This is a genomic window from Pseudochelatococcus lubricantis (assembly GCF_042432495.1).
Taxonomy (GTDB): Bacteria; Pseudomonadota; Alphaproteobacteria; order Rhizobiales; family Beijerinckiaceae; genus Pseudochelatococcus; species Pseudochelatococcus lubricantis.
Window position 1 is genome coordinate 1 of the sequence record NZ_JBHLXC010000010.1, and the last position, 16,329, is coordinate 16,329.

General features: G+C 62.7%; 29 protein-coding genes. All 29 read left to right on the top strand.

The annotated features are described in order from the left end of the window. A partial coding sequence (locus tag ACFFJ7_RS15055) for an EF-Tu C-terminal domain-related protein (RefSeq protein WP_446686882.1) occupies positions 1-114 on the top strand: 114 nt, incomplete at its 5' end. 151 nt (positions 115-265) lie between these two features. Then, positions 266-574: a 30S ribosomal protein S10 gene (rpsJ, locus tag ACFFJ7_RS15060; RefSeq protein ID WP_166949830.1), complete on the top strand. Its 309-nt coding sequence runs from the start codon at positions 266-268 to the stop codon at positions 572-574. A gap of 50 nt (positions 575-624) precedes the next feature. Then, complete coding sequence (gene rplC, locus ACFFJ7_RS15065) at positions 625-1,344, top strand: 50S ribosomal protein L3 (RefSeq protein WP_166949832.1); 720 nt, start codon at positions 625-627, stop codon at positions 1,342-1,344. Continuing rightward, positions 1,341-1,961 (top strand): 50S ribosomal protein L4, encoded by a 621-nt coding sequence (rplD, locus tag ACFFJ7_RS15070; RefSeq protein WP_166949835.1) that lies wholly within the window; start codon positions 1,341-1,343, stop codon positions 1,959-1,961. Before rplC ends, rplD begins: the two co-directional genes overlap by 4 nt. Beyond that, positions 1,958-2,254: a 50S ribosomal protein L23 gene (locus tag ACFFJ7_RS15075; RefSeq protein WP_166949837.1), complete on the top strand. Its 297-nt coding sequence runs from the start codon at positions 1,958-1,960 to the stop codon at positions 2,252-2,254. Before rplD ends, ACFFJ7_RS15075 begins: the two co-directional genes overlap by 4 nt. A 21-nt stretch (positions 2,255-2,275) precedes the next feature. Then, positions 2,276-3,115 carry a 50S ribosomal protein L2 gene (gene rplB / locus ACFFJ7_RS15080; protein WP_166949839.1) on the top strand — a complete coding sequence of 280 codons (840 nt, stop codon included), beginning with the start codon at positions 2,276-2,278 and terminating at the stop codon, positions 3,113-3,115. Between the two features lie 10 nt (positions 3,116-3,125). After that, positions 3,126-3,404 (top strand): 30S ribosomal protein S19, encoded by a 279-nt coding sequence (rpsS, locus tag ACFFJ7_RS15085; protein WP_166949841.1) that lies wholly within the window; start codon positions 3,126-3,128, stop codon positions 3,402-3,404. Positions 3,405-3,407: 3 nt separating this feature from the next. Further along, positions 3,408-3,788: a 50S ribosomal protein L22 gene (gene rplV, locus ACFFJ7_RS15090; protein WP_166949843.1), complete on the top strand. Its 381-nt coding sequence runs from the start codon at positions 3,408-3,410 to the stop codon at positions 3,786-3,788. Between the two features lie 10 nt (positions 3,789-3,798). Beyond that, positions 3,799-4,509 carry a 30S ribosomal protein S3 gene (gene rpsC / locus ACFFJ7_RS15095; protein ID WP_377593413.1) on the top strand — a complete coding sequence of 237 codons (711 nt, stop codon included), beginning with the start codon at positions 3,799-3,801 and terminating at the stop codon, positions 4,507-4,509. 19 nt (positions 4,510-4,528) lie between these two features. Beyond that, the gene (rplP, locus tag ACFFJ7_RS15100) at positions 4,529-4,942 is read left to right on the top strand and encodes a 50S ribosomal protein L16 (protein ID WP_166949847.1); all 414 of its coding nucleotides are present in this window, start codon (positions 4,529-4,531) and stop codon (positions 4,940-4,942) included. Positions 4,943-4,953: 11 nt separating this feature from the next. After that, the gene (gene rpmC, locus ACFFJ7_RS15105) at positions 4,954-5,169 is read left to right on the top strand and encodes a 50S ribosomal protein L29 (protein WP_166949849.1); all 216 of its coding nucleotides are present in this window, start codon (positions 4,954-4,956) and stop codon (positions 5,167-5,169) included. 10 nt (positions 5,170-5,179) lie between these two features. Continuing rightward, the gene (gene rpsQ, locus ACFFJ7_RS15110; RefSeq protein ID WP_166949852.1) at positions 5,180-5,431 is read left to right on the top strand and encodes a 30S ribosomal protein S17; all 252 of its coding nucleotides are present in this window, start codon (positions 5,180-5,182) and stop codon (positions 5,429-5,431) included. A gap of 107 nt (positions 5,432-5,538) precedes the next feature. After that, entirely contained in the window at positions 5,539-5,907 is a 369-nt protein-coding gene (gene rplN / locus ACFFJ7_RS15115; protein WP_166949854.1) for a 50S ribosomal protein L14, read from the top strand. Then, positions 5,907-6,224, top strand: coding sequence for a 50S ribosomal protein L24 (gene rplX / locus ACFFJ7_RS15120; protein WP_166949856.1), 318 nt, complete (start codon positions 5,907-5,909; stop codon positions 6,222-6,224). Before rplN ends, rplX begins: the two co-directional genes overlap by 1 nt. Next, positions 6,217-6,795, top strand: coding sequence for a 50S ribosomal protein L5 (gene rplE / locus ACFFJ7_RS15125; RefSeq protein ID WP_166949858.1), 579 nt, complete (start codon positions 6,217-6,219; stop codon positions 6,793-6,795). The genes rplX and rplE overlap by 8 nt, the downstream gene beginning before the upstream one ends. Before the next feature lie 40 nt (positions 6,796-6,835). After that, complete coding sequence (gene rpsN / locus ACFFJ7_RS15130) at positions 6,836-7,141, top strand: 30S ribosomal protein S14 (RefSeq protein WP_166949860.1); 306 nt, start codon at positions 6,836-6,838, stop codon at positions 7,139-7,141. A gap of 14 nt (positions 7,142-7,155) precedes the next feature. Further along, complete coding sequence (rpsH, locus tag ACFFJ7_RS15135; protein WP_166949862.1) at positions 7,156-7,554, top strand: 30S ribosomal protein S8; 399 nt, start codon at positions 7,156-7,158, stop codon at positions 7,552-7,554. A 65-nt stretch (positions 7,555-7,619) separates the two neighbouring features. Then, complete coding sequence (gene rplF, locus ACFFJ7_RS15140) at positions 7,620-8,153, top strand: 50S ribosomal protein L6 (RefSeq protein WP_166949864.1); 534 nt, start codon at positions 7,620-7,622, stop codon at positions 8,151-8,153. A 12-nt stretch (positions 8,154-8,165) separates the two neighbouring features. Continuing rightward, positions 8,166-8,528: a 50S ribosomal protein L18 gene (gene rplR, locus ACFFJ7_RS15145; RefSeq protein WP_166949866.1), complete on the top strand. Its 363-nt coding sequence runs from the start codon at positions 8,166-8,168 to the stop codon at positions 8,526-8,528. An 86-nt stretch (positions 8,529-8,614) separates the two neighbouring features. Further along, complete coding sequence (gene rpsE, locus ACFFJ7_RS15150) at positions 8,615-9,196, top strand: 30S ribosomal protein S5 (protein WP_166949868.1); 582 nt, start codon at positions 8,615-8,617, stop codon at positions 9,194-9,196. An 11-nt stretch (positions 9,197-9,207) separates the two neighbouring features. Continuing rightward, positions 9,208-9,423, top strand: a complete 216-nt coding sequence (gene rpmD, locus ACFFJ7_RS15155) for a 50S ribosomal protein L30 (protein WP_166949870.1) — start codon at positions 9,208-9,210, stop codon at positions 9,421-9,423. A 10-nt stretch (positions 9,424-9,433) separates the two neighbouring features. Beyond that, positions 9,434-9,928, top strand: a complete 495-nt coding sequence (gene rplO, locus ACFFJ7_RS15160; protein ID WP_377593417.1) for a 50S ribosomal protein L15 — start codon at positions 9,434-9,436, stop codon at positions 9,926-9,928. Positions 9,929-10,040: 112 nt separating this feature from the next. Beyond that, positions 10,041-11,378: a preprotein translocase subunit SecY gene (gene secY / locus ACFFJ7_RS15165; RefSeq protein ID WP_166949874.1), complete on the top strand. Its 1,338-nt coding sequence runs from the start codon at positions 10,041-10,043 to the stop codon at positions 11,376-11,378. Beyond that, positions 11,375-11,971 (top strand): adenylate kinase, encoded by a 597-nt coding sequence (locus ACFFJ7_RS15170; RefSeq protein WP_166949876.1) that lies wholly within the window; start codon positions 11,375-11,377, stop codon positions 11,969-11,971. Before secY ends, ACFFJ7_RS15170 begins: the two co-directional genes overlap by 4 nt. 151 nt (positions 11,972-12,122) lie before the next feature. Further along, positions 12,123-12,491 (top strand): 30S ribosomal protein S13, encoded by a 369-nt coding sequence (rpsM, locus tag ACFFJ7_RS15175; RefSeq protein WP_166949878.1) that lies wholly within the window; start codon positions 12,123-12,125, stop codon positions 12,489-12,491. A 124-nt stretch (positions 12,492-12,615) separates the two neighbouring features. Then, positions 12,616-13,005 (top strand): 30S ribosomal protein S11, encoded by a 390-nt coding sequence (gene rpsK, locus ACFFJ7_RS15180; RefSeq protein WP_166949880.1) that lies wholly within the window; start codon positions 12,616-12,618, stop codon positions 13,003-13,005. 85 nt (positions 13,006-13,090) lie between these two features. Continuing rightward, positions 13,091-14,137, top strand: a complete 1,047-nt coding sequence (locus tag ACFFJ7_RS15185) for a DNA-directed RNA polymerase subunit alpha (RefSeq protein WP_208394133.1) — start codon at positions 13,091-13,093, stop codon at positions 14,135-14,137. 153 nt (positions 14,138-14,290) lie between these two features. Then, positions 14,291-14,707, top strand: coding sequence for a 50S ribosomal protein L17 (gene rplQ / locus ACFFJ7_RS15190; RefSeq protein WP_166949884.1), 417 nt, complete (start codon positions 14,291-14,293; stop codon positions 14,705-14,707). A 146-nt stretch (positions 14,708-14,853) separates the two neighbouring features. Further along, positions 14,854-16,269 carry a Do family serine endopeptidase gene (locus ACFFJ7_RS15195; protein WP_377593419.1) on the top strand — a complete coding sequence of 472 codons (1,416 nt, stop codon included), beginning with the start codon at positions 14,854-14,856 and terminating at the stop codon, positions 16,267-16,269. The last annotated feature ends 60 nt before the right edge of the window (positions 16,270-16,329 follow it).

Consider the following 16,329-nt stretch of genomic DNA (forward strand, 5'->3'; position numbering starts at 1 on the left):
TCCATGGAAGTGCACCTGATCGTTCCGATCGCGATGGAAGAGAAGCTTCGCTTCGCTATCCGCGAAGGCGGCCGTACCGTCGGCGCCGGCGTCGTCGCCGAAATCATCGAGTGATTTGTTTGCCGTGGATGCTGGCCTGACGGCCTGCGTTCGTCAATAGAGCTGTTCGCAGTTCTAAAACGTTTGTTAATGCATCAAATTTTCCGGAAAGTAAGTATACTTTCCGGTTTGATGCTCTAGCCGGGATCGGCCTGAGGTTTCTGTCATGACTGGTCAGAATATCCGCATTCGCCTGAAGGCGTTCGATCATCGCGTGCTGGATGCGTCCACGCTCGAGATCGTTTCGACCGCGAAAAGGACGGGTGCGAAGGTGCGGGGTCCGATCCCGCTGCCTACTCGTATCAAGAAGTTTACTGTGAACCGTTCGCCGCACATCGACAAGAAGTCGCGCGAACAGTTCGAGATGCGCACTCACCTGCGCGTTCTCGACATCGTTGAACCCACACCGCAGACGGTCGACGCGCTGATGAAGCTCGATCTGGCTGCTGGTGTTGACGTGGAAATCAGGCTCTGACTTTCCCGGCGGGGAAGGTCAGGCTCAGGAACGCCCTGGAGGATATGCTCATGCGCTCCGGCGTCATCGCACAAAAGGTCGGGATGACTCGCATTTTTACTGATGCGGGTGAGCATATCCCGGTGACTGTTCTGAAGGTAGACAACTGCCAGGTTGTCGCGCACCGGACGGTCGAAAAGAACGGTTACACCGCGCTGCAGGTCGGCGTCGGTCTGGCCAAGGTCAAGAATGTCTCGAAGGCTGAGCGCGGCCATTACGCCATCGCCCAGGTCGAGCCGAAGAAGAAGCTTGCGGAGTTCCGCGTCGATCCGGGTCAGGAGATTCCGGTCGGTGCGGAAATCACGGTCGATCACTTTGTTCCCGGCCAGTTCGTGGACGTGACAGGTGTGAGCACCGGTAAGGGTTTCGCGGGCGGCATGAAGCGGTGGAACTTCGGCGGGTTGCGGGCCACACACGGCGTGTCGGTCTCGCACCGTTCGATCGGTTCGACCGGTGGCCGTCAGGACCCGGGCAAGACCTTCAAGAACAAGAAGATGCCGGGCCACCTCGGTGTCGAGCGCGTGACCACGCAGAACCTGCGTGTCGTCCAGACGGACGTCGAGCGCGGCCTCATTCTGGTGGAAGGCGCAGTGCCGGGAGTTGCCGGTGGCTGGATCACGGTTCGCGATGCTGTGAAGCGCGTGCTTCCCAAGGAAGCACCGCAGCCGGGCAGCTTCCGGGAGCGTCAGGCTGGGACGGCGGCTGCGGAAGAGCAGGAGAGCGCGGAATGAAGCTCGACGTGACTACGCTCGACGGCGGCAATGCCGGCGCGATCGAGCTTGATGAAGCCATCTTCGGCCTGGAGCCGCGCGCTGATCTCATCCAGCGTTACGTGCGTTGGCAGCTTGCCGCGCGCCAGGCTGGCACGCACAAGTCGCTTGGCCGGTCGGAAATCGCCCGCACGGGCAAGAAAGTCTACCGCCAGAAGGGCACCGGCGGCGCGCGTCACGGCTCTGCCCGTGCGCCGCAGTACCGCGGTGGCGGCAAGGCTTTTGGACCGGTGGTGCGCAGCCATGCGCATGACCTGCCCAAGAAGGTGCGCCAGCTCGCGCTCAAGCATGCGCTGTCCGCCAAGGCTCGCGCTCAGACGCTGATCGTCCTCGACGATGCGCGCGCGGTGGAGCCGAAGACCAAGGCGCTGAAGGAGCAGTTCGGCAAGCTCGGACTGTCGAACGCTCTCGTGATCGGCGGAACGGAGATCGATACGAATTTCCGTCTCGCTGCCCGTAACATTCCGAACGTGGACGTCCTGCCTGTGCAGGGCATCAACGTCTATGACATCCTGCGGCGGGACACGCTTGTTCTGACGAAGGCCGCCGTGGACGCGCTGGAGGCGCGCTTCAAATGAGTATTGACCCGCGCCACTATGATGTGATCGTCGGCCCTGTCATCACCGAAAAGGCCACCAACCTTTCGGAACAGAACAAGGTCGTGTTCAAAGTCGCCAAGACGGCGACGAAGCCGCAGATCAAGACGGCCGTCGAGAAGCTGTTCGACGTCAAGGTCGAGAGCGTGAACACGCTCGTGACCAAGGGCAAGACGAAGCGCTTCAAGGGCGTTCTGGGTCAGCGGTCCGACGTCAAGAAAGCTGTCGTGACTCTTGCAGAGGGTCATAACATCGATGTGACGACAGGCCTGTGAAGCTGGTGAAGGAGTGAACCGATGGCTTTGAAGCATTTCAAACCGGTTACGCCGAGCCAGCGCCAGCTGGTGATCGTCGACCGGACCGGGCTGCACCGCGGCGCGCCGGAGAAGGCGTTGACCGTGGGCCTGCCCAGCAAGGGCGGGCGTAACAACAACGGACGTATCACGGTGCGTTTCCGTGGCGGCGGGCACAAGCGCAGCTACCGTATCGTCGACTTCAAGCGTCGCGAACGGCTGGGCGAGGTCGCGACCGTCGAGCGTATCGAGTACGATCCGAACCGCAGCGCGTTTATCGCGTTGCTGGCGTTTCCGGATGGCGGCAAGTCCTACATCCTCGCGCCGCAGCGTCTGAACGCCGGCGATTCGGTGACCTCGGGCGAGCAAGCCGACATCAAGCCCGGCAATGCCCTGCCTCTGGCGAGCATTCCGGTCGGTACGATCGTGCACAACGTCGAACTGAAGATCGGCAAGGGCGGCACGATCGCCCGCTCGGCGGGCGCCTATGCGCAGATCGTGGGTCGCGACCAGGGTTATGTGATCCTGCGTCTCAACTCGGGCGAGCAGCGTCTCGTTCATGGCCAGTGCTTTGCGACCGTTGGTGCGGTCTCGAACCCTGACCATTCGAACACCAACAAGGGTAAGGCCGGCCGTTCGCGTTGGCTGGGTCGCCGGCCGCACAACCGCGGTGTAACGATGAACCCGATCGACCATCCGCACGGCGGTGGTGAAGGGCGTACGTCGGGTGGTCGTCATCCGGTCACGCCGTGGGGCAAGCCGACGAAGGGTAAGAAGACCCGTTCCAACAAGCGGACGGATACCTTCATTGTCTCCAGCCGCCACACGAAGAAGAAGAGGTAAGGGGCGCGCAATGGCACGTTCTACTTGGAAAGGTCCGTTCGTTGACGGCTATGTCCTCAAGAAGGCCGAGGCCGCGCGTGCTTCCGGCCGTTCGGAGGTGATCAAGATCTGGAGCCGTCGCTCCACGATCCTGCCTCACTTCGTAGGATTGACGTTCGGCGTCTATAACGGTCAGAAGCACATTCCGGTTGCGGTCTCCGAGGAGATGGTCGGTCACAAGTTCGGCGAATTCTCGCCGACGCGGACTTTCCACGGGCACGCGGCCGACAAGAAAGCGAAGAGGAGATAAGCCATGGGTAAGGCATCTGCTCCCCGCGCGCTGAAGGACAATGAAGCGAAGGCGGTGGCGCGCAACCTGCGCGTCTCGCCCCAGAAGCTCAATCTGGTTGCGCAGCTGATCCGCGGCAAGCGGGTGGAGAGGGCTCTGGCCGATCTCCAGTTCAGCCGCAAGCGTATCGCCGTCGACGTCCGCAAGGCGCTCGAGAGCGCTATCGCCAATGCCGAGAACAACCACGACCTCGATGTGGACGATCTGGTCGTCGCCGAGGCCTTCGTTGGCAAGGGTCTTGTCATGAAGCGGTTCCACGCACGTGCCCGCGGTCGCGGCGCGCGTATTGAAAAGCCGTTCTCGCACCTGACGATCGTGGTGCGCGAAGTCGCTGCAGAGGCTTGAGGAGGAGACGATGGGTCAGAAGGTCAATCCGGTCGGCCTGCGTCTCGGTATCAACCGGACGTGGGACTCCCGCTGGTTCGCAGGCAAGGGCGAGTACGGCCGCCTGCTGCATGAGGATATCGCGATCCGCGAGGCGCTGCTGAAGCAGCTCAAGCAGGCGGCGGTGTCGCGTATCGTTATCGAGCGTCCGCACCGCAAGGCACGGGTGACGATCTACTCGGCGCGTCCGGGTGTCGTCATCGGCAAGAAGGGCGCCGACATCGAGAAGCTGCGCAAGACGGTTTCGAAGCTGACGAGCGCCGAAGTGAGCATCAACATCATCGAGGTGCGCAAGCCCGAGACCGATGCGACTCTCGTTGCGGATTCGATCGCTCAGCAGCTTGAGCGGCGTGTGGCATTTCGTCGCGCCATGAAGCGCGCGGTGCAGTCGGCGATCCGTCTGGGCGCCGAAGGCATTCGTATCAACTGCTCGGGACGCCTCGGCGGCGCCGAGATCGCGCGTCTCGAGTGGTATCGTGAAGGCCGGGTGCCGTTGCACACCTTGCGCGCTGACATCGATTATGGTACAGCCACCGCCTTCACGACATACGGTACGTGCGGAATCAAGGTCTGGATCTTCAAGGGCGAGATCCTGGAACACGACCCCTCGGCCCAGGACAAGCGGCTGGCGGAAGAGAGTGGCGGTCAGCGCTCTCACGGCCGTCGCGATTCCGCGGCTTGAGGAGCGGGAGTAAGGATAAATGCTTCAGCCCAAGAGGACGAAGTTTCGTAAGCAGTTCAAGGGCCGTATTCACGGAGAGGCCAAGGGCGGCACCGATCTGAATTTCGGTGAGTTCGGTCTCAAGGCTCTTGAACCCGAGCGGGTGACGGCGCGCCAGATCGAAGCCGCCCGCCGTGCCATTACGCGCCAGATGAAGCGTCAGGGCCGCGTGTGGATTCGCGTTTTCCCGGATGTTCCGGTTTCGGACAAGCCGGCGGAAGTGCGCATGGGTAAAGGTAAGGGCTCGCCCGATTACTGGGCGTGCCGTGTTAAGCCGGGTCGCGTGATGTTCGAGCTGGCTGGCGTCAACGAGGAGATCGCCCGTGAGGCGCTTCGCCTCGGCGCCGCCAAGCTGCCGATCAAGACGCGGTTCGTTCAGCGTATCGCCGAGTAAGGGAGGGCGACATGACATCGAAGCAGAGGCTCTCCGACCTCAAGGCATTGTCGGTGGACCAGCTTCAGGATGAGCTTGTGAAGCTCAAGAAGGAGCAGTTCAACCTGCGTTTTCAGCGCGCCACCGGGCAGCTCGAGAACACGGGTCGCGTGAGGGAAGTGCGTCGCGATATCGCGCGCGTGAAGACGTTCCAGCAGGCGAAGCTCGCCGGTGCGGCTAAGGCTTGAGGAGACGGCGGTGCCGAAACGTATTTTGCAGGGCGTTGTCGTTAGCGACAAGCAGGACAAGACGGTCGTGGTCAAGGTGGAGCGTCGTTTCACGCATCCGCTGCTGAAGAAGACTGTCCGGCGGACGAAGAACTACCACGCGCACGACGAGGCGAACCAGTTCAAGGTCGGCGACACGGTATGGATTGAGGAATCCCGTCCGCTGTCGCGGCTGAAGTCGTGGGTGGTTGTGCAGGAATCGCAGAGCGGTTCCGGGGCGTAAGTCAAGTTCATCAACAAGGCGAGGGGACCGCAAGATCCCCGTCAGGCGCAGTCCCAGAGGCATTGTCCCTTGGGGAAACCGTCTGAGACAGAGAAAGGATCTGTGCCATGATCCAGATGCAAACCAATCTCGACGTTGCCGACAACTCCGGCGCGCGTCGCGTCATGTGCATCAAGGTACTGGGTGGCGCGAAGCGCAAGTATGCCGGCGTCGGCGATATCATCGTCGTGTCCGTGAAAGAGGCCATTCCGCGCGGTCGCGTGAAGAAGGGCGACGTGATGAAGGCCGTCGTGGTGCGCACGGCGAAGGATATCCGCCGCGCTGACGGTTCGGTCATCCGCTTCGACAACAATGCGGCGGTGCTGATCAACAACCAGAAGGAACCGGTCGGCACACGTATCTTCGGGCCGGTTCCGCGCGAGCTGCGCGCCAAGAACCATATGAAGATCATTTCGCTTGCTCCCGAGGTGCTGTGATGGCCGCGAAGATCAAGAAGGGCGACAAGGTCGTCGTACTCGCGGGCCGCGACAAGGGTCAGGCCGGCGAGGTTCTGCGCGTGCTTCCCGAAGAGGGGCGCGCGATCGTTCGTGGCGTCAACATCGTCAAGCGTCACACGCGCCAGTCGGCGACGAGCGAGGGCGGCATCATCTCCAAGGAGGCGCCGCTTCATCTGTCCAATCTGGCCGTGGCTGATCCCAAGGACGGCAAGCCGACGCGCGTTGGATTCAGGATTCTGGAAGACGGGCGCAAGGTTCGCTTTGCCAAGCGTTCGGGGGATGTGATCGATGTCTGAGGCAGCTACCGTTGATCTGGGCGCGAATTACGTTCCGCGCCTGCGCAAGCATTACGACGAGGTCGTGCGGGCGAAGCTGATCGAGGAGTTCGGCTACGAGAACCCCCTCCAGGTCCCGGTGATCGAGAAGGTCGTCATCAATATGGGCGTTGGCGAGTCCGTCAACGACTCCAAGAAGGCGTCCGTCGCGGCTGGGGATCTGGCGCTCATCGCCGGTCAGAAGCCGGTCATCACCCGGGCCCGCAAGGCAATCGCGACGTTCAAGCTGCGCGAGAACATGCCGATCGGCGCAAAAGTGACGCTCCGCAAGGCCCGCATGTACGAGTTCCTTGACCGTCTCGTGACCGTGGCGCTGCCGCGGGTGCGCGACTTCCGTGGCCTCAATCCGAAGTCGTTTGACGGCCGCGGCAACTACGCGATGGGGCTGAAGGAGCATCTTGTGTTTCCGGAAATCGACTACGACAAGGTCGACCAGCCGTGGGGCATGGATATCATCGTCGTGACGACGGCGCGCACGGATGCCGAGGCCCGCGCGCTGCTGAAGCACTTCAACTTCCCGTTCCGGCAGTGAGAGCGTTCGCTCTCAGACGCGGACACCGGAGACAAGACATATGGCAAAGAAGAGTTCAATCGAAAAGAACAAGCGGCGCGCTGCGCTGGTGAAGCGCTATGCCGCCAAGCGCGAGGCGCTGCTTGCGATCGCCAACGACGAGGCGCTGCCCATCGAGGAGCGTTTCGAGGCACGCCTCAAGCTTGCAGAGCTGCCGCGCAACTCGAGCCCGACGCGCATTCGCAATCGGTGCGAGGTCACGGGGCGTCCGCGCGCGTATTACCGCAAGCTGCGCATGTCGCGTATTGCATTGCGGGAACTGGGGTCGCAGGGCCTCATCCCCGGTCTTGTTAAGTCGAGCTGGTAAGGAGGTCGATTAAGATGGCGATCAACGATCCGCTTGGCGATCTGCTCACCCGTATCCGCAACGCGCAGCTGCGCCGCCGCGGTAAGGTCACGACGCCCGGCTCCAAGCTGCGCGCGCGTGTGCTTGAGGTTCTGCAGGCAGAAGGTTACATTCGCGGTTTCTCGTCGACGGAGTACGGCAACGGCCGCACCGAGTTTGAGGTGGAACTGAAGTATTTCGACGGCGAACCGGTCATCCGCTCCATCCAGCGCGTGTCAAAGCCTGGCCGGCGCGTCTACGCATCGGTCGACAAGCTGCCGCGTGTCGCCGATGGCCTTGGTGTCGTTATTCTTTCGACACCAAAGGGGGTCATGGCTGACCATACGGCGCGTGAGGCCAACGTGGGCGGCGAAGTGCTCTGCCAGGTGTTCTGAGGCCTGCTGTGCAGGGTCTTTGAATTATTTGTCAGGCATGTCAGTGGGAGCCACGGGAGGCCATTATGTCTCGTATTGGTAAAAAGCCGGTGACTATCCCGGCAGGTGTGACGGCGACCGTGAACGGTCAGGCTGTCAAGGTGAAGGGCACGAAGGGCGAACTGTCCTTCGTTGTTCCGGATGAGGTCAGCGTCGAGCTGAAGGACGGGGCGATTAAGGTCGACCCGCGTGACGATACGAAGAAGTCGCGCTCGCTGTGGGGCATGTCGCGTTCGCGCGTTGCCAATCTCGTGCAGGGCGTCACGCAGGGCTTCGAGAAGAAACTCGAAATCAATGGCGTGGGTTACAAGGCGGCGGTGCAGGGCAAGATCCTGAAGCTGTCGCTCGGTTTCAGCCATGACGTTGACTTCGAGATTCCTGCGGGCATCCTGATCGCGACGCCGAAGCCGACGGAAATCGTCATCACTGGCATCGACGCGCAGCGGGTCGGCCAGACGGCGGCGGAAATTCGCGAGTATCGCCGTCCCGAGCCCTACAAGGGCAAGGGCGTGAAATACGCGAACGAGTTCATCTTCCGCAAGGAAGGCAAGAAGAAGTAAGGAAGCGCAGCGATGGCTGAATATATCAGTTCCACGGAGCGCCGGAAGGCGCGGGTCCGTCGCGCGCTCCGTGCGGCGGCAAACGGTCGGGCACGTCTGTCCGTTCACCGTTCCTCCAAGCAGATTTACGCGCAGATCATTGATGACACGCATGGCCGTACTCTGGCTCAGGCGTCTTCACTCGAAAAGGACCTGCGCGAGAAGCTCAAGACTGGCGCCGACATTGAGGCGGCGAAGGTCGTCGGCAAGCTCATTGCAGAGCGTGCGATTGCGGCGGGCGTCAAGGAAGTCGTGTTCGACCGTGGTGCCTTCATCTATCACGGCCGCATCAAGGCTCTCGCCGATGCGGCGCGCGAGGGTGGTCTCGACTTCTGATCGGCCGCCTGCGTCCGGTCAGAAGTTTCGGCGGATTGAATTAATCATGCGAGCGGGGGCCGCCGCCCCGCGTCAGTGAGACTGTTATGGCAAGAGAACGTCAGCAGCAGCGCGACCGTGAAGAGCGCGACAGCGAATTCACGGACAAGCTGGTCCATATCAACCGCGTTGCCAAGGTGGTGAAGGGCGGTCGTCGTTTCGGCTTCGCCGCGCTCGTCGTCATCGGCGACCAGAAGGGCCGGGTCGGTTTCGGCCACGGCAAGGCGCGTGAAGTGCCGGAAGCGATTCGCAAGGCCACCGAGTCGGCCAAGCGCGCGCTGGTGCGTGTGCCGCTCAAGGAAGGCCGCACGCTGCATCACGATGTCGCAGGCCGTTGGGGCGCCGGGCGCGTCGTTCTGCGCGCTGCACCTCCCGGCACGGGTATCATCGCCGGCGGCCCGATGCGCGCCGTGTTCGAGACGCTCGGCGTCGCGGATGTGGTGGCGAAGTCCATTGGCTCGTCCAATCCCTACAACCTGGTCCGCGCCACGTTCGATGCGCTGAAGCGTGAGGATAGCCCGCGCTCTGTCGCCGCCCGCCGTGGCCTGAAGGTGTCGACCCTGCAGTCGCGTCGCCGCGATGCGACCGAAGGCGAGACGTTCGGCGCCGACGCGGCTGGCGCCGAGTAAGGGGGTGGATGATGACGAATAACACTTCCGGCAAGACGCTGATCGTCGAGCAGACGGGTAGCCCCATCCGGCGTCCCGCCGCCCAGCGCCAAACGCTGATCGGTCTTGGGCTGAACAAGCTTCGCCGCCGCTCCGAACTGGAGGATACGCCGGCGGTCCGCGGTATGATCGAGAAGGTCAAGCACCTCGTGCGCGTCGTTTCGGACGCTTCCGAAAGCGGCAAGTGAGGAGGGCGCAATGGTCAAGCTGAACGAAATTTCGGACAATCCGGGTGCCGTCAAGGAGCGTACGCGCGTCGGGCGCGGCATCGGTTCCGGCAAGGGCAAGACGGGCGGACGCGGCGTCAAGGGCCAGAAGTCCCGCTCCGGTGTCGCCATCAAGGGCTTCGAGGGTGGCCAGATGCCCATCCATCGCCGCCTGCCGAAGCGCGGCTTCAACAACATCTTCGCGCTGCACTTCAACGAGGTGAACATCGGCCGCATTCAGGAGGCCATCGAGGCCGGCAAGCTGGATGCGGCGCAGGTCGTCACCAACGAAGTGCTGCTCGCGGCCGGTGTTGTCAGCAAGCTGCGGGACGGCGTGCGCATCCTCGGCCAGGGCGAGCTAAAGGCGAAGGTGTCGTTCGAGGTCGCTGGCGCATCGAAGTCTGCGGTTGCGGCGATCGAGAAGGCCGGCGGATCGGTGACGATTTTTGCCGCCGCTGCTGCGCCGTCGCAGGTGGCGGAAGCGTAAGATCGCGCTATATATGGGAACGGGGCAGTGGCGACACGGGGAGCGATCTCTGGCTGTCGCCATTGTCGTGTGATGGCCCTGTGCGGAATGTATACCCGAGGATTTGACAGCCATGGCATCGGCAGCTGAACAGCTTGCGGCAAATCTCAATTTCGGTGCCTTCACCAAGGCCGAGGAACTCAAGAAGCGCATCTGGTTCACGCTCGGCGCGCTGATCATCTACCGACTGGGCACCTATATTCCGCTTCCCGGCATCAACCCGCAGGCGCTGTCGGACATCTTCCAGCAGACGCAGGGCGGGGTGCTTGGCCTGTTCAACATGTTCTCCGGCGGCGCGGTCGGCCGTATGGCGATCTTCGCGCTCAACATCATGCCGTACATCTCGGCCTCGATCATCGTTCAGCTCCTGACGAGCGTGCTGCCGTCGCTGGAGGCGCTGAAGAAGGAGGGCGAGGCGGGCCGGAAGGTCATCAACCAGTACACCCGGTATCTGACGGTGGTGCTGGCGATATTCCAGGCGTGGGGCATTGCCTTCGGCCTTGAAAGCTCGGGCGGCATCGTGCTTGATCCGGGGCTGTTCTTCCGCATCTCGACGGTGATCACGCTGGTCGGCGGCACGATGTTCCTGATGTGGCTCGGCGAGCAGATCACGTCGCGCGGCATCGGCAACGGCACGTCGCTCATCATCTTCGCCGGTATCGTGGCCGAACTGCCGAGAGCGATCGGCGGGACGCTGGAACTCGGGCGGCAAGGCGCGCTGTCGACGGGTATCATTCTGGGCGTCATCGTGATGGCGATCGTGGTGATCGCGTTCATCGTATTCATGGAGCGCGCGCAGCGGCGCCTGCTGATCAACTATCCCAAGCGCCAGGTCGGTAACCGGCTTTACGAGGGGCAGACATCGTTCCTGCCTCTCAAGCTCAACACCGCAGGCGTCATTCCGCCGATCTTCGCCTCCTCGCTGTTGCTGCTGCCAACGACTATCGCGAGTTTCTCGCAGGCGGGCGGAAACACGGGCGTTCTCGGCACGCTGGCATCGTATCTGGCGCACGGCCGGCCGCTCTATATGGTGCTCTATGTCGCGCTGATCGTCTTTTTCGCTTTCTTTTACACGGCGATCGTCTTTAATCCGACGGAGACGGCGGATAATCTCAAGAAGCACGGCGGCTTCATTCCCGGCATTCGGCCAGGCGAGCGCACTGCGGACTATATCGACTATGTGCTGACTCGCATTACCGTGGTCGGTGCTGCGTATATTGCCTTGATCTGCCTGTTACCGGAAGTTCTGATTTCCTATGCATCTCTTCCGTTCTATTTTGGCGGCACGTCATTGCTGATCGTCGTCAGCGTGACGATGGACACCGTCGCGCAGGTGCATGGGCATCTCATGGCCCACCAGTACGAGGGGCTGGTCAAGAAGGCTAAATTGAAGGGGGCGAGAAGACGATGAGACTGATTTTTTTGGGGCCGCCCGGCGCGGGGAAGGGGACGCAGGCGAAGCGCCTGGTCGAGAAGTACAACATTCCCCAGCTTTCCACAGGTGACATGTTGCGCGCGGCCGTGGCGGCGGGAACGCCCGTCGGCCTGAAGGCCAAGGCGGTGATGGAGGCGGGACAGCTTGTGTCCGACGACATCGTTGTCGGCATCATCGTCGACCGTATCGAAGAGCCCGACGCGCGCAACGGCTTCATTCTGGACGGCTTTCCGCGCACTGTCGCGCAGGCCGAGGCGCTTGACGCAGCGCTTGCCGCGAAGGGGCAGAAGGTCGATCTCGCGCTTGAGCTGGTGGTTGACCACGACAAGCTTGTAGACCGAATCATCAATCGCGCCGCCGAGGCGCAGGCGCGCGGCGAGGAAGTGCGAAAGGACGACGATCCGGAAGTCTTCAAGACCCGCCTTGCCGCCTATGCGCGCGATACGGCTGTCGTCGCGCCCTACTACAAGGAGCGGGGACTCCTCGTGCAGATCGACGGGCAGCAGCCGATCGACAAGGTTTCCGCCGATATCGAAAAAGCGCTTTCTCCGCTCTTGACTAACGTTTGAAAAGTCGATAAAGGGTCTGCCTTCACTTGAATCAGATGATGGCGACCGACAGAGTCGGTTGCCGCCGTTTGACGGCCAGACGTGCAAGGGCCGGCCTCCACCGGACGCATGTCTATATTTCCGCCCGTTAGGGCGCCAGATGGAGTTGAGCGTGGCTCGTATAGCAGGTGTAAACATTCCGACCGGCAAGCGCGTGGTTATCGCGCTGCAGTACATTCACGGCATTGGTCCGAAGAAGGCGCAGGAAATCGTCGAGAAGGTGAATATCGCGCCCGAGCGTCGCGTGAATGAGTTGAGCGACGCCGAGGTGTTGCAGATCCGCGAGACCATCGACCGCGATTACGTGGTTGAGGGCGATCTGCGCCGTGAAGTGTCGATCAACATCAAACGCCTGATGGACCTCGGCTGCTATCGTGGTCTGCGTCACCGCCGCAATCTGCCGGTTCGCGGTCAGCGCACCCACACCAACGCCCGTACCCGCAAGGGCAAGGCGAAGCCGATCGCCGGCAAGAAGAAGTGATTTGTCGGGTGGCGCTAGCCGCCCCTCAGTCGCCGTGGTCTCGCGCCGCGGCGATTTCATCCGTTTCGATATAATCGTCCCGAGCGCCTGGCATCACGGGCGCGCCTGAAGGATCTGGAAGATAATGGCAAAAGAAGCAACCCGCATCCGCCGTCGTGAGCGCAAAAACATCGCCTCCGGCGTGGCCCATGTCAATGCGTCGTTCAACAACACGCTGATCACCATTACTGACGCACAGGGCAACACGATTTCGTGGTCCTCCGCCGGTGCAATGGGCTTCAAGGGTTCGCGCAAGTCCACGCCGTATGCGGCGCAGGTCGCGGCTGAGGATGCGGCGCGCAAGGCCGCCGATCATGGCATGCGCACCATCGAGGTGGAAGTGACGGGTCCGGGTTCCGGCCGCGAATCGGCGCTGCGCGCGCTGCAGGCCGCCGGCTTCACCGTGACGTCCATCCGCGATGTGACGCCCATCCCGCATAACGGTTGCCGTCCGCGCAAGCGTCGTCGTGTCTGATGCAGTTGTGTCTTTTGTACCGGCCGTGCGGTTGTGCCGTGCGGTCTTATAGTCCGCTGGCGGGGCGTTTCCATCAGGTCCCAGGCTGCGGTCGAGCACTGCGAGAGGTGCGGTCGTGATCCAGAAAAACTGGCAGGAACTCATCAAGCCCAGCAAGCTGCAGGTGGCGCCGGGCGACGATCCGCGTCGCATCGCGACTGTCGTCGCCGAGCCGCTTGAGCGCGGCTTCGGCTTGACGCTGGGGAATGCCCTGCGCCGTGTGTTGCTGTCGTCGCTTCAGGGCGCGGCGGTGCAGGCGGTCCAGATCGACGGCGTGTTGCACGAGTTTTCGTCCATCCCGGGCGTGCGCGAGGATGTCACGGATATCATCCTCAATATCAAGGCTATCGCCATCAAGATGCAGAGCGAGGGGCCGAAGCGCATCACTCTGCGCAAGCAGGGGCCTGGCGCGGTCACCGCTGGCGATATCGCGACCGTGGGCGACATCCAGATCCTCAATCCGGAGCTGGTGCTGCTGACGCTCGACGAGGGGGCGGAAATCCGCATCGAGTTCACGGTCAACACCGGCAAGGGCTATGTGCCCTCCGAGCGTAACCGGCCCGAGGATGCACCCATCGGTCTCATCGCGGTCGACAGCCTTTACAGCCCAGTGAAGAAGGTCTCGTATCGCGTGGAGAACACGCGCGAAGGCCAGATTCTGGACTATGACAAGCTGACGCTCACCGTGGAAACCAACGGTTCGATCGCGCCTGACGATGCTGTGGCCTATGCCGCCCGCATCCTGCAGGATCAGCTTGCGGTGTTCGTGAACTTCGAGGAGCCGCGCCGCGAGGAAGCAGCAGTGGCGACGCCGCAGCTTCCCTTCAACCCGGCGCTGCTCAAGAAGGTGGACGAACTCGAGCTTTCGGTACGTTCCGCCAACTGCCTCAAGAACGACAACATCGTTTACATCGGCGACCTCATCCAGAAGACCGAGGCCGAGATGCTGCGCACGCCGAACTTCGGCCGCAAGTCGCTCAATGAGATCAAGGAAGTGCTCGCGTCCATGGGCCTGCACCTTGGTATGGAAGTCTCGGGCTGGCCGCCGGACAACATCGAGGAACTCGCCAAGCGCTTCGAGGAGCATTACTGAGGCGGGTCCTGTTCCGCTTCGTGATCGCCGCGCGGGTTCAAGTGACCGCGCGGCGTGATTTTTGGCGGCGTGATTTTTGTTTGCGTCAATCGGAAAAACGATAATCAGGCGACCGTACCGTGGCACGGCGGTTGCACAATCAAGGAGTCAGCCATGCGTCATGGTTTTGCCCATCGCCGTTTCAACCGTACCGTTGCGCACCGCAAGGCGATGTTCGCCAATCTTGCGGCGGCGTTGATCAAGCACGAGCAGATCGTTACCACGCTGCCGAAGGCTAAGGATCTGCGTCCTATCGTCGAGAAGCTGGTGACGCTCGGCAAGCGCGGCGATCTGCATGCGCGCCGTCAGGCGGTCGCGCAGCTTCGCGATCTCGACGTCGTGCGCAAGCTCTTCGACGTGCTCGGCCCGCGCTACAAGGACCGCAACGGCGGCTACACCCGCGTGCTCAAGGCAGGCTTCCGCTATGGCGACAATGCCGCCATTGGCGTCATCGAGTTCGTCGATCGCGATGTGAATGCCAAGGGCCAGGATTCCGGCCCGGTGCAGGGCGGAGAGGATGCGGCTGCGTAAGGCGTGGCGCGTATCTGCAGGGTAATAAGGAGGGCGGCTTCGGCTGCCCTTTTTTGTATTTGCGCTGGCGTGGGGATGCGCCGATATGAAGGCGATGGCGTCTGTCGCAGCCATTCTCTTGCCGGAAAGTTGAGGGAAGGTCGGGCATGAACAGAATCGTGGCGATCGTAGTCGCGCTTGCGGCGCTTGTGGTGACCGGTCTGGGCGGAGCTGTGGTCGCCAGCGCGCAGGAACGTGTCCTGCCAAGCGGCAAGGGCGAGGTGCTGCTGTCGCTGGCGCCGGCCGTGCGGGAGATCGCGCCGTCCGTCGTCAACGTCTACGGGGCGCGGGTCGAACAGCGGCAGGCGCATCCGTTTCTGGATGATCCGTTCTTCCGCCAGTTCTTCGGTGACGGCGGCTTCGGCGTGCCGCGCGAGCGGGTGCAGAGTTCGTTGGGGTCGGGCGTCATTCTGGATGCCTCGGGCCTCGTCATCACCAATCACCATGTCATCGCCGACATGACGGAGGTGAAGGTGTCGCTGCATGACAAGCGCGAGTTTCCCGCGAAAATCGTGCTCTCCGATGAGCGCAGCGACCTTGCGGTGTTGCGCATCGAAGGCGAGGGGCCGTTCCCTGCCGCCCAGCTCGGCGATTCGGACGCGCTTGAAGTCGGCGATTTCGTGATGGCGCTCGGCAATCCGTTCGGCGTTGGCCAGACAGTGACGCAGGGCATCGTTTCCGCATTGGCGCGCACGCAGGTCGGCATCAGCGATTTCCAGTCGTTCGTCCAGACGGATGCGGCGATCAATCCCGGCAATTCCGGCGGGCCGCTCGTGGACCTCAAGGGCGACGTGATCGGCATCAACACGGCGATCTTTTCACGCTCCGGCGGCAACCACGGCATCGGCTTCGCGGTGCCGTCAGCGATGGTGCGGCTGGTGCTGGATTCCGCCCGAGCGGGCGGGGGCATCGTGCGCCGCCCGTGGCTCGGCGCGCGGCTACAGGCCGTGAGCCCGGAGATCGCGCAGGGCCTGGGGCTTGAGCGCCCGGCGGGCGCGCTGGTGGCCGCAGTGGAGGAGAATAGCCCGGCGGCTCAGGCGGGGCTGAAGCCCGGAGACGTGATCACGGAGGTCTCCGGCCACGGCGTGGACGATCCGGAAGGCTTCGGATATCGTTTTTCGTCGCGGCCGCTGTCGGGCGAGGTGGCGTTCGGCGTGCTGCGCGCGGGCAAGGCGTTGACGCTGAAGGTCGCGCTGATGCGCGCGCCGGAGCAGCCGCCGCGCGATCCCGTCACGGCGGGTGAGCGGCCGCTGTCGCCTTTCGCGGGGGCGACGGTCGTCAATCTTTCGCCGGCGGTGGCGGAGGAGTTGTCCGTCAATCAGTCGGACAAGGGCGTGGTGATCCTCGATCCCGGTTCTTCCGCCCGCTATGGCTTCCGTCGGGGCGACATTCTGGTCAGCGTGAATGAACGCAAGATCGCCAATACGCGCGATTTCGACAGCGTCTGGCGCATCCTGCCGCGATACTGGCGCATCGTCGTCAACCGGCAGGGGCGGATATTGCGCACCGAACTGCAGGGCTGACCGGCGGCGGCCATTCATTCCGGCGGACGCCGGTGCTATCGTGCCGGATGCCATTCCGGC

What these genes read in the sequence shown, in the direction of transcription:
- rpsJ (WP_166949830.1), top strand. Translation starts at nt 266, where the DNA reads ATGACTGGTCAGAATATCCGCATTCGCCTGAAGGCGTTCGATCATCGC.
- rplC (WP_166949832.1), top strand. Translation starts at nt 625, where the DNA reads ATGCGCTCCGGCGTCATCGCACAAAAGGTCGGGATGACTCGCATTTTT.
- rplD (WP_166949835.1), top strand. Translation starts at nt 1,341, where the DNA reads ATGAAGCTCGACGTGACTACGCTCGACGGCGGCAATGCCGGCGCGATC.
- ACFFJ7_RS15075 (WP_166949837.1), top strand. Translation starts at nt 1,958, where the DNA reads ATGAGTATTGACCCGCGCCACTATGATGTGATCGTCGGCCCTGTCATC.
- rplB (WP_166949839.1), top strand. Translation starts at nt 2,276, where the DNA reads ATGGCTTTGAAGCATTTCAAACCGGTTACGCCGAGCCAGCGCCAGCTG.
- rpsS (WP_166949841.1), top strand. Translation starts at nt 3,126, where the DNA reads ATGGCACGTTCTACTTGGAAAGGTCCGTTCGTTGACGGCTATGTCCTC.
- rplV (WP_166949843.1), top strand. Translation starts at nt 3,408, where the DNA reads ATGGGTAAGGCATCTGCTCCCCGCGCGCTGAAGGACAATGAAGCGAAG.
- rpsC (WP_377593413.1), top strand. Translation starts at nt 3,799, where the DNA reads ATGGGTCAGAAGGTCAATCCGGTCGGCCTGCGTCTCGGTATCAACCGG.
- rplP (WP_166949847.1), top strand. Translation starts at nt 4,529, where the DNA reads ATGCTTCAGCCCAAGAGGACGAAGTTTCGTAAGCAGTTCAAGGGCCGT.
- rpmC (WP_166949849.1), top strand. Translation starts at nt 4,954, where the DNA reads ATGACATCGAAGCAGAGGCTCTCCGACCTCAAGGCATTGTCGGTGGAC.
- rplN (WP_166949854.1), top strand. Translation starts at nt 5,539, where the DNA reads ATGATCCAGATGCAAACCAATCTCGACGTTGCCGACAACTCCGGCGCG.
- rplX (WP_166949856.1), top strand. Translation starts at nt 5,907, where the DNA reads ATGGCCGCGAAGATCAAGAAGGGCGACAAGGTCGTCGTACTCGCGGGC.
- rplE (WP_166949858.1), top strand. Translation starts at nt 6,217, where the DNA reads ATGTCTGAGGCAGCTACCGTTGATCTGGGCGCGAATTACGTTCCGCGC.
- rpsN (WP_166949860.1), top strand. Translation starts at nt 6,836, where the DNA reads ATGGCAAAGAAGAGTTCAATCGAAAAGAACAAGCGGCGCGCTGCGCTG.
- rpsH (WP_166949862.1), top strand. Translation starts at nt 7,156, where the DNA reads ATGGCGATCAACGATCCGCTTGGCGATCTGCTCACCCGTATCCGCAAC.
- rplF (WP_166949864.1), top strand. Translation starts at nt 7,620, where the DNA reads ATGTCTCGTATTGGTAAAAAGCCGGTGACTATCCCGGCAGGTGTGACG.
- rplR (WP_166949866.1), top strand. Translation starts at nt 8,166, where the DNA reads ATGGCTGAATATATCAGTTCCACGGAGCGCCGGAAGGCGCGGGTCCGT.
- rpsE (WP_166949868.1), top strand. Translation starts at nt 8,615, where the DNA reads ATGGCAAGAGAACGTCAGCAGCAGCGCGACCGTGAAGAGCGCGACAGC.
- rpmD (WP_166949870.1), top strand. Translation starts at nt 9,208, where the DNA reads ATGACGAATAACACTTCCGGCAAGACGCTGATCGTCGAGCAGACGGGT.
- rplO (WP_377593417.1), top strand. Translation starts at nt 9,434, where the DNA reads ATGGTCAAGCTGAACGAAATTTCGGACAATCCGGGTGCCGTCAAGGAG.
- secY (WP_166949874.1), top strand. Translation starts at nt 10,041, where the DNA reads ATGGCATCGGCAGCTGAACAGCTTGCGGCAAATCTCAATTTCGGTGCC.
- ACFFJ7_RS15170 (WP_166949876.1), top strand. Translation starts at nt 11,375, where the DNA reads ATGAGACTGATTTTTTTGGGGCCGCCCGGCGCGGGGAAGGGGACGCAG.
- rpsK (WP_166949880.1), top strand. Translation starts at nt 12,616, where the DNA reads ATGGCAAAAGAAGCAACCCGCATCCGCCGTCGTGAGCGCAAAAACATC.
- rplQ (WP_166949884.1), top strand. Translation starts at nt 14,291, where the DNA reads ATGCGTCATGGTTTTGCCCATCGCCGTTTCAACCGTACCGTTGCGCAC.
- ACFFJ7_RS15195 (WP_377593419.1), top strand. Translation starts at nt 14,854, where the DNA reads ATGAACAGAATCGTGGCGATCGTAGTCGCGCTTGCGGCGCTTGTGGTG.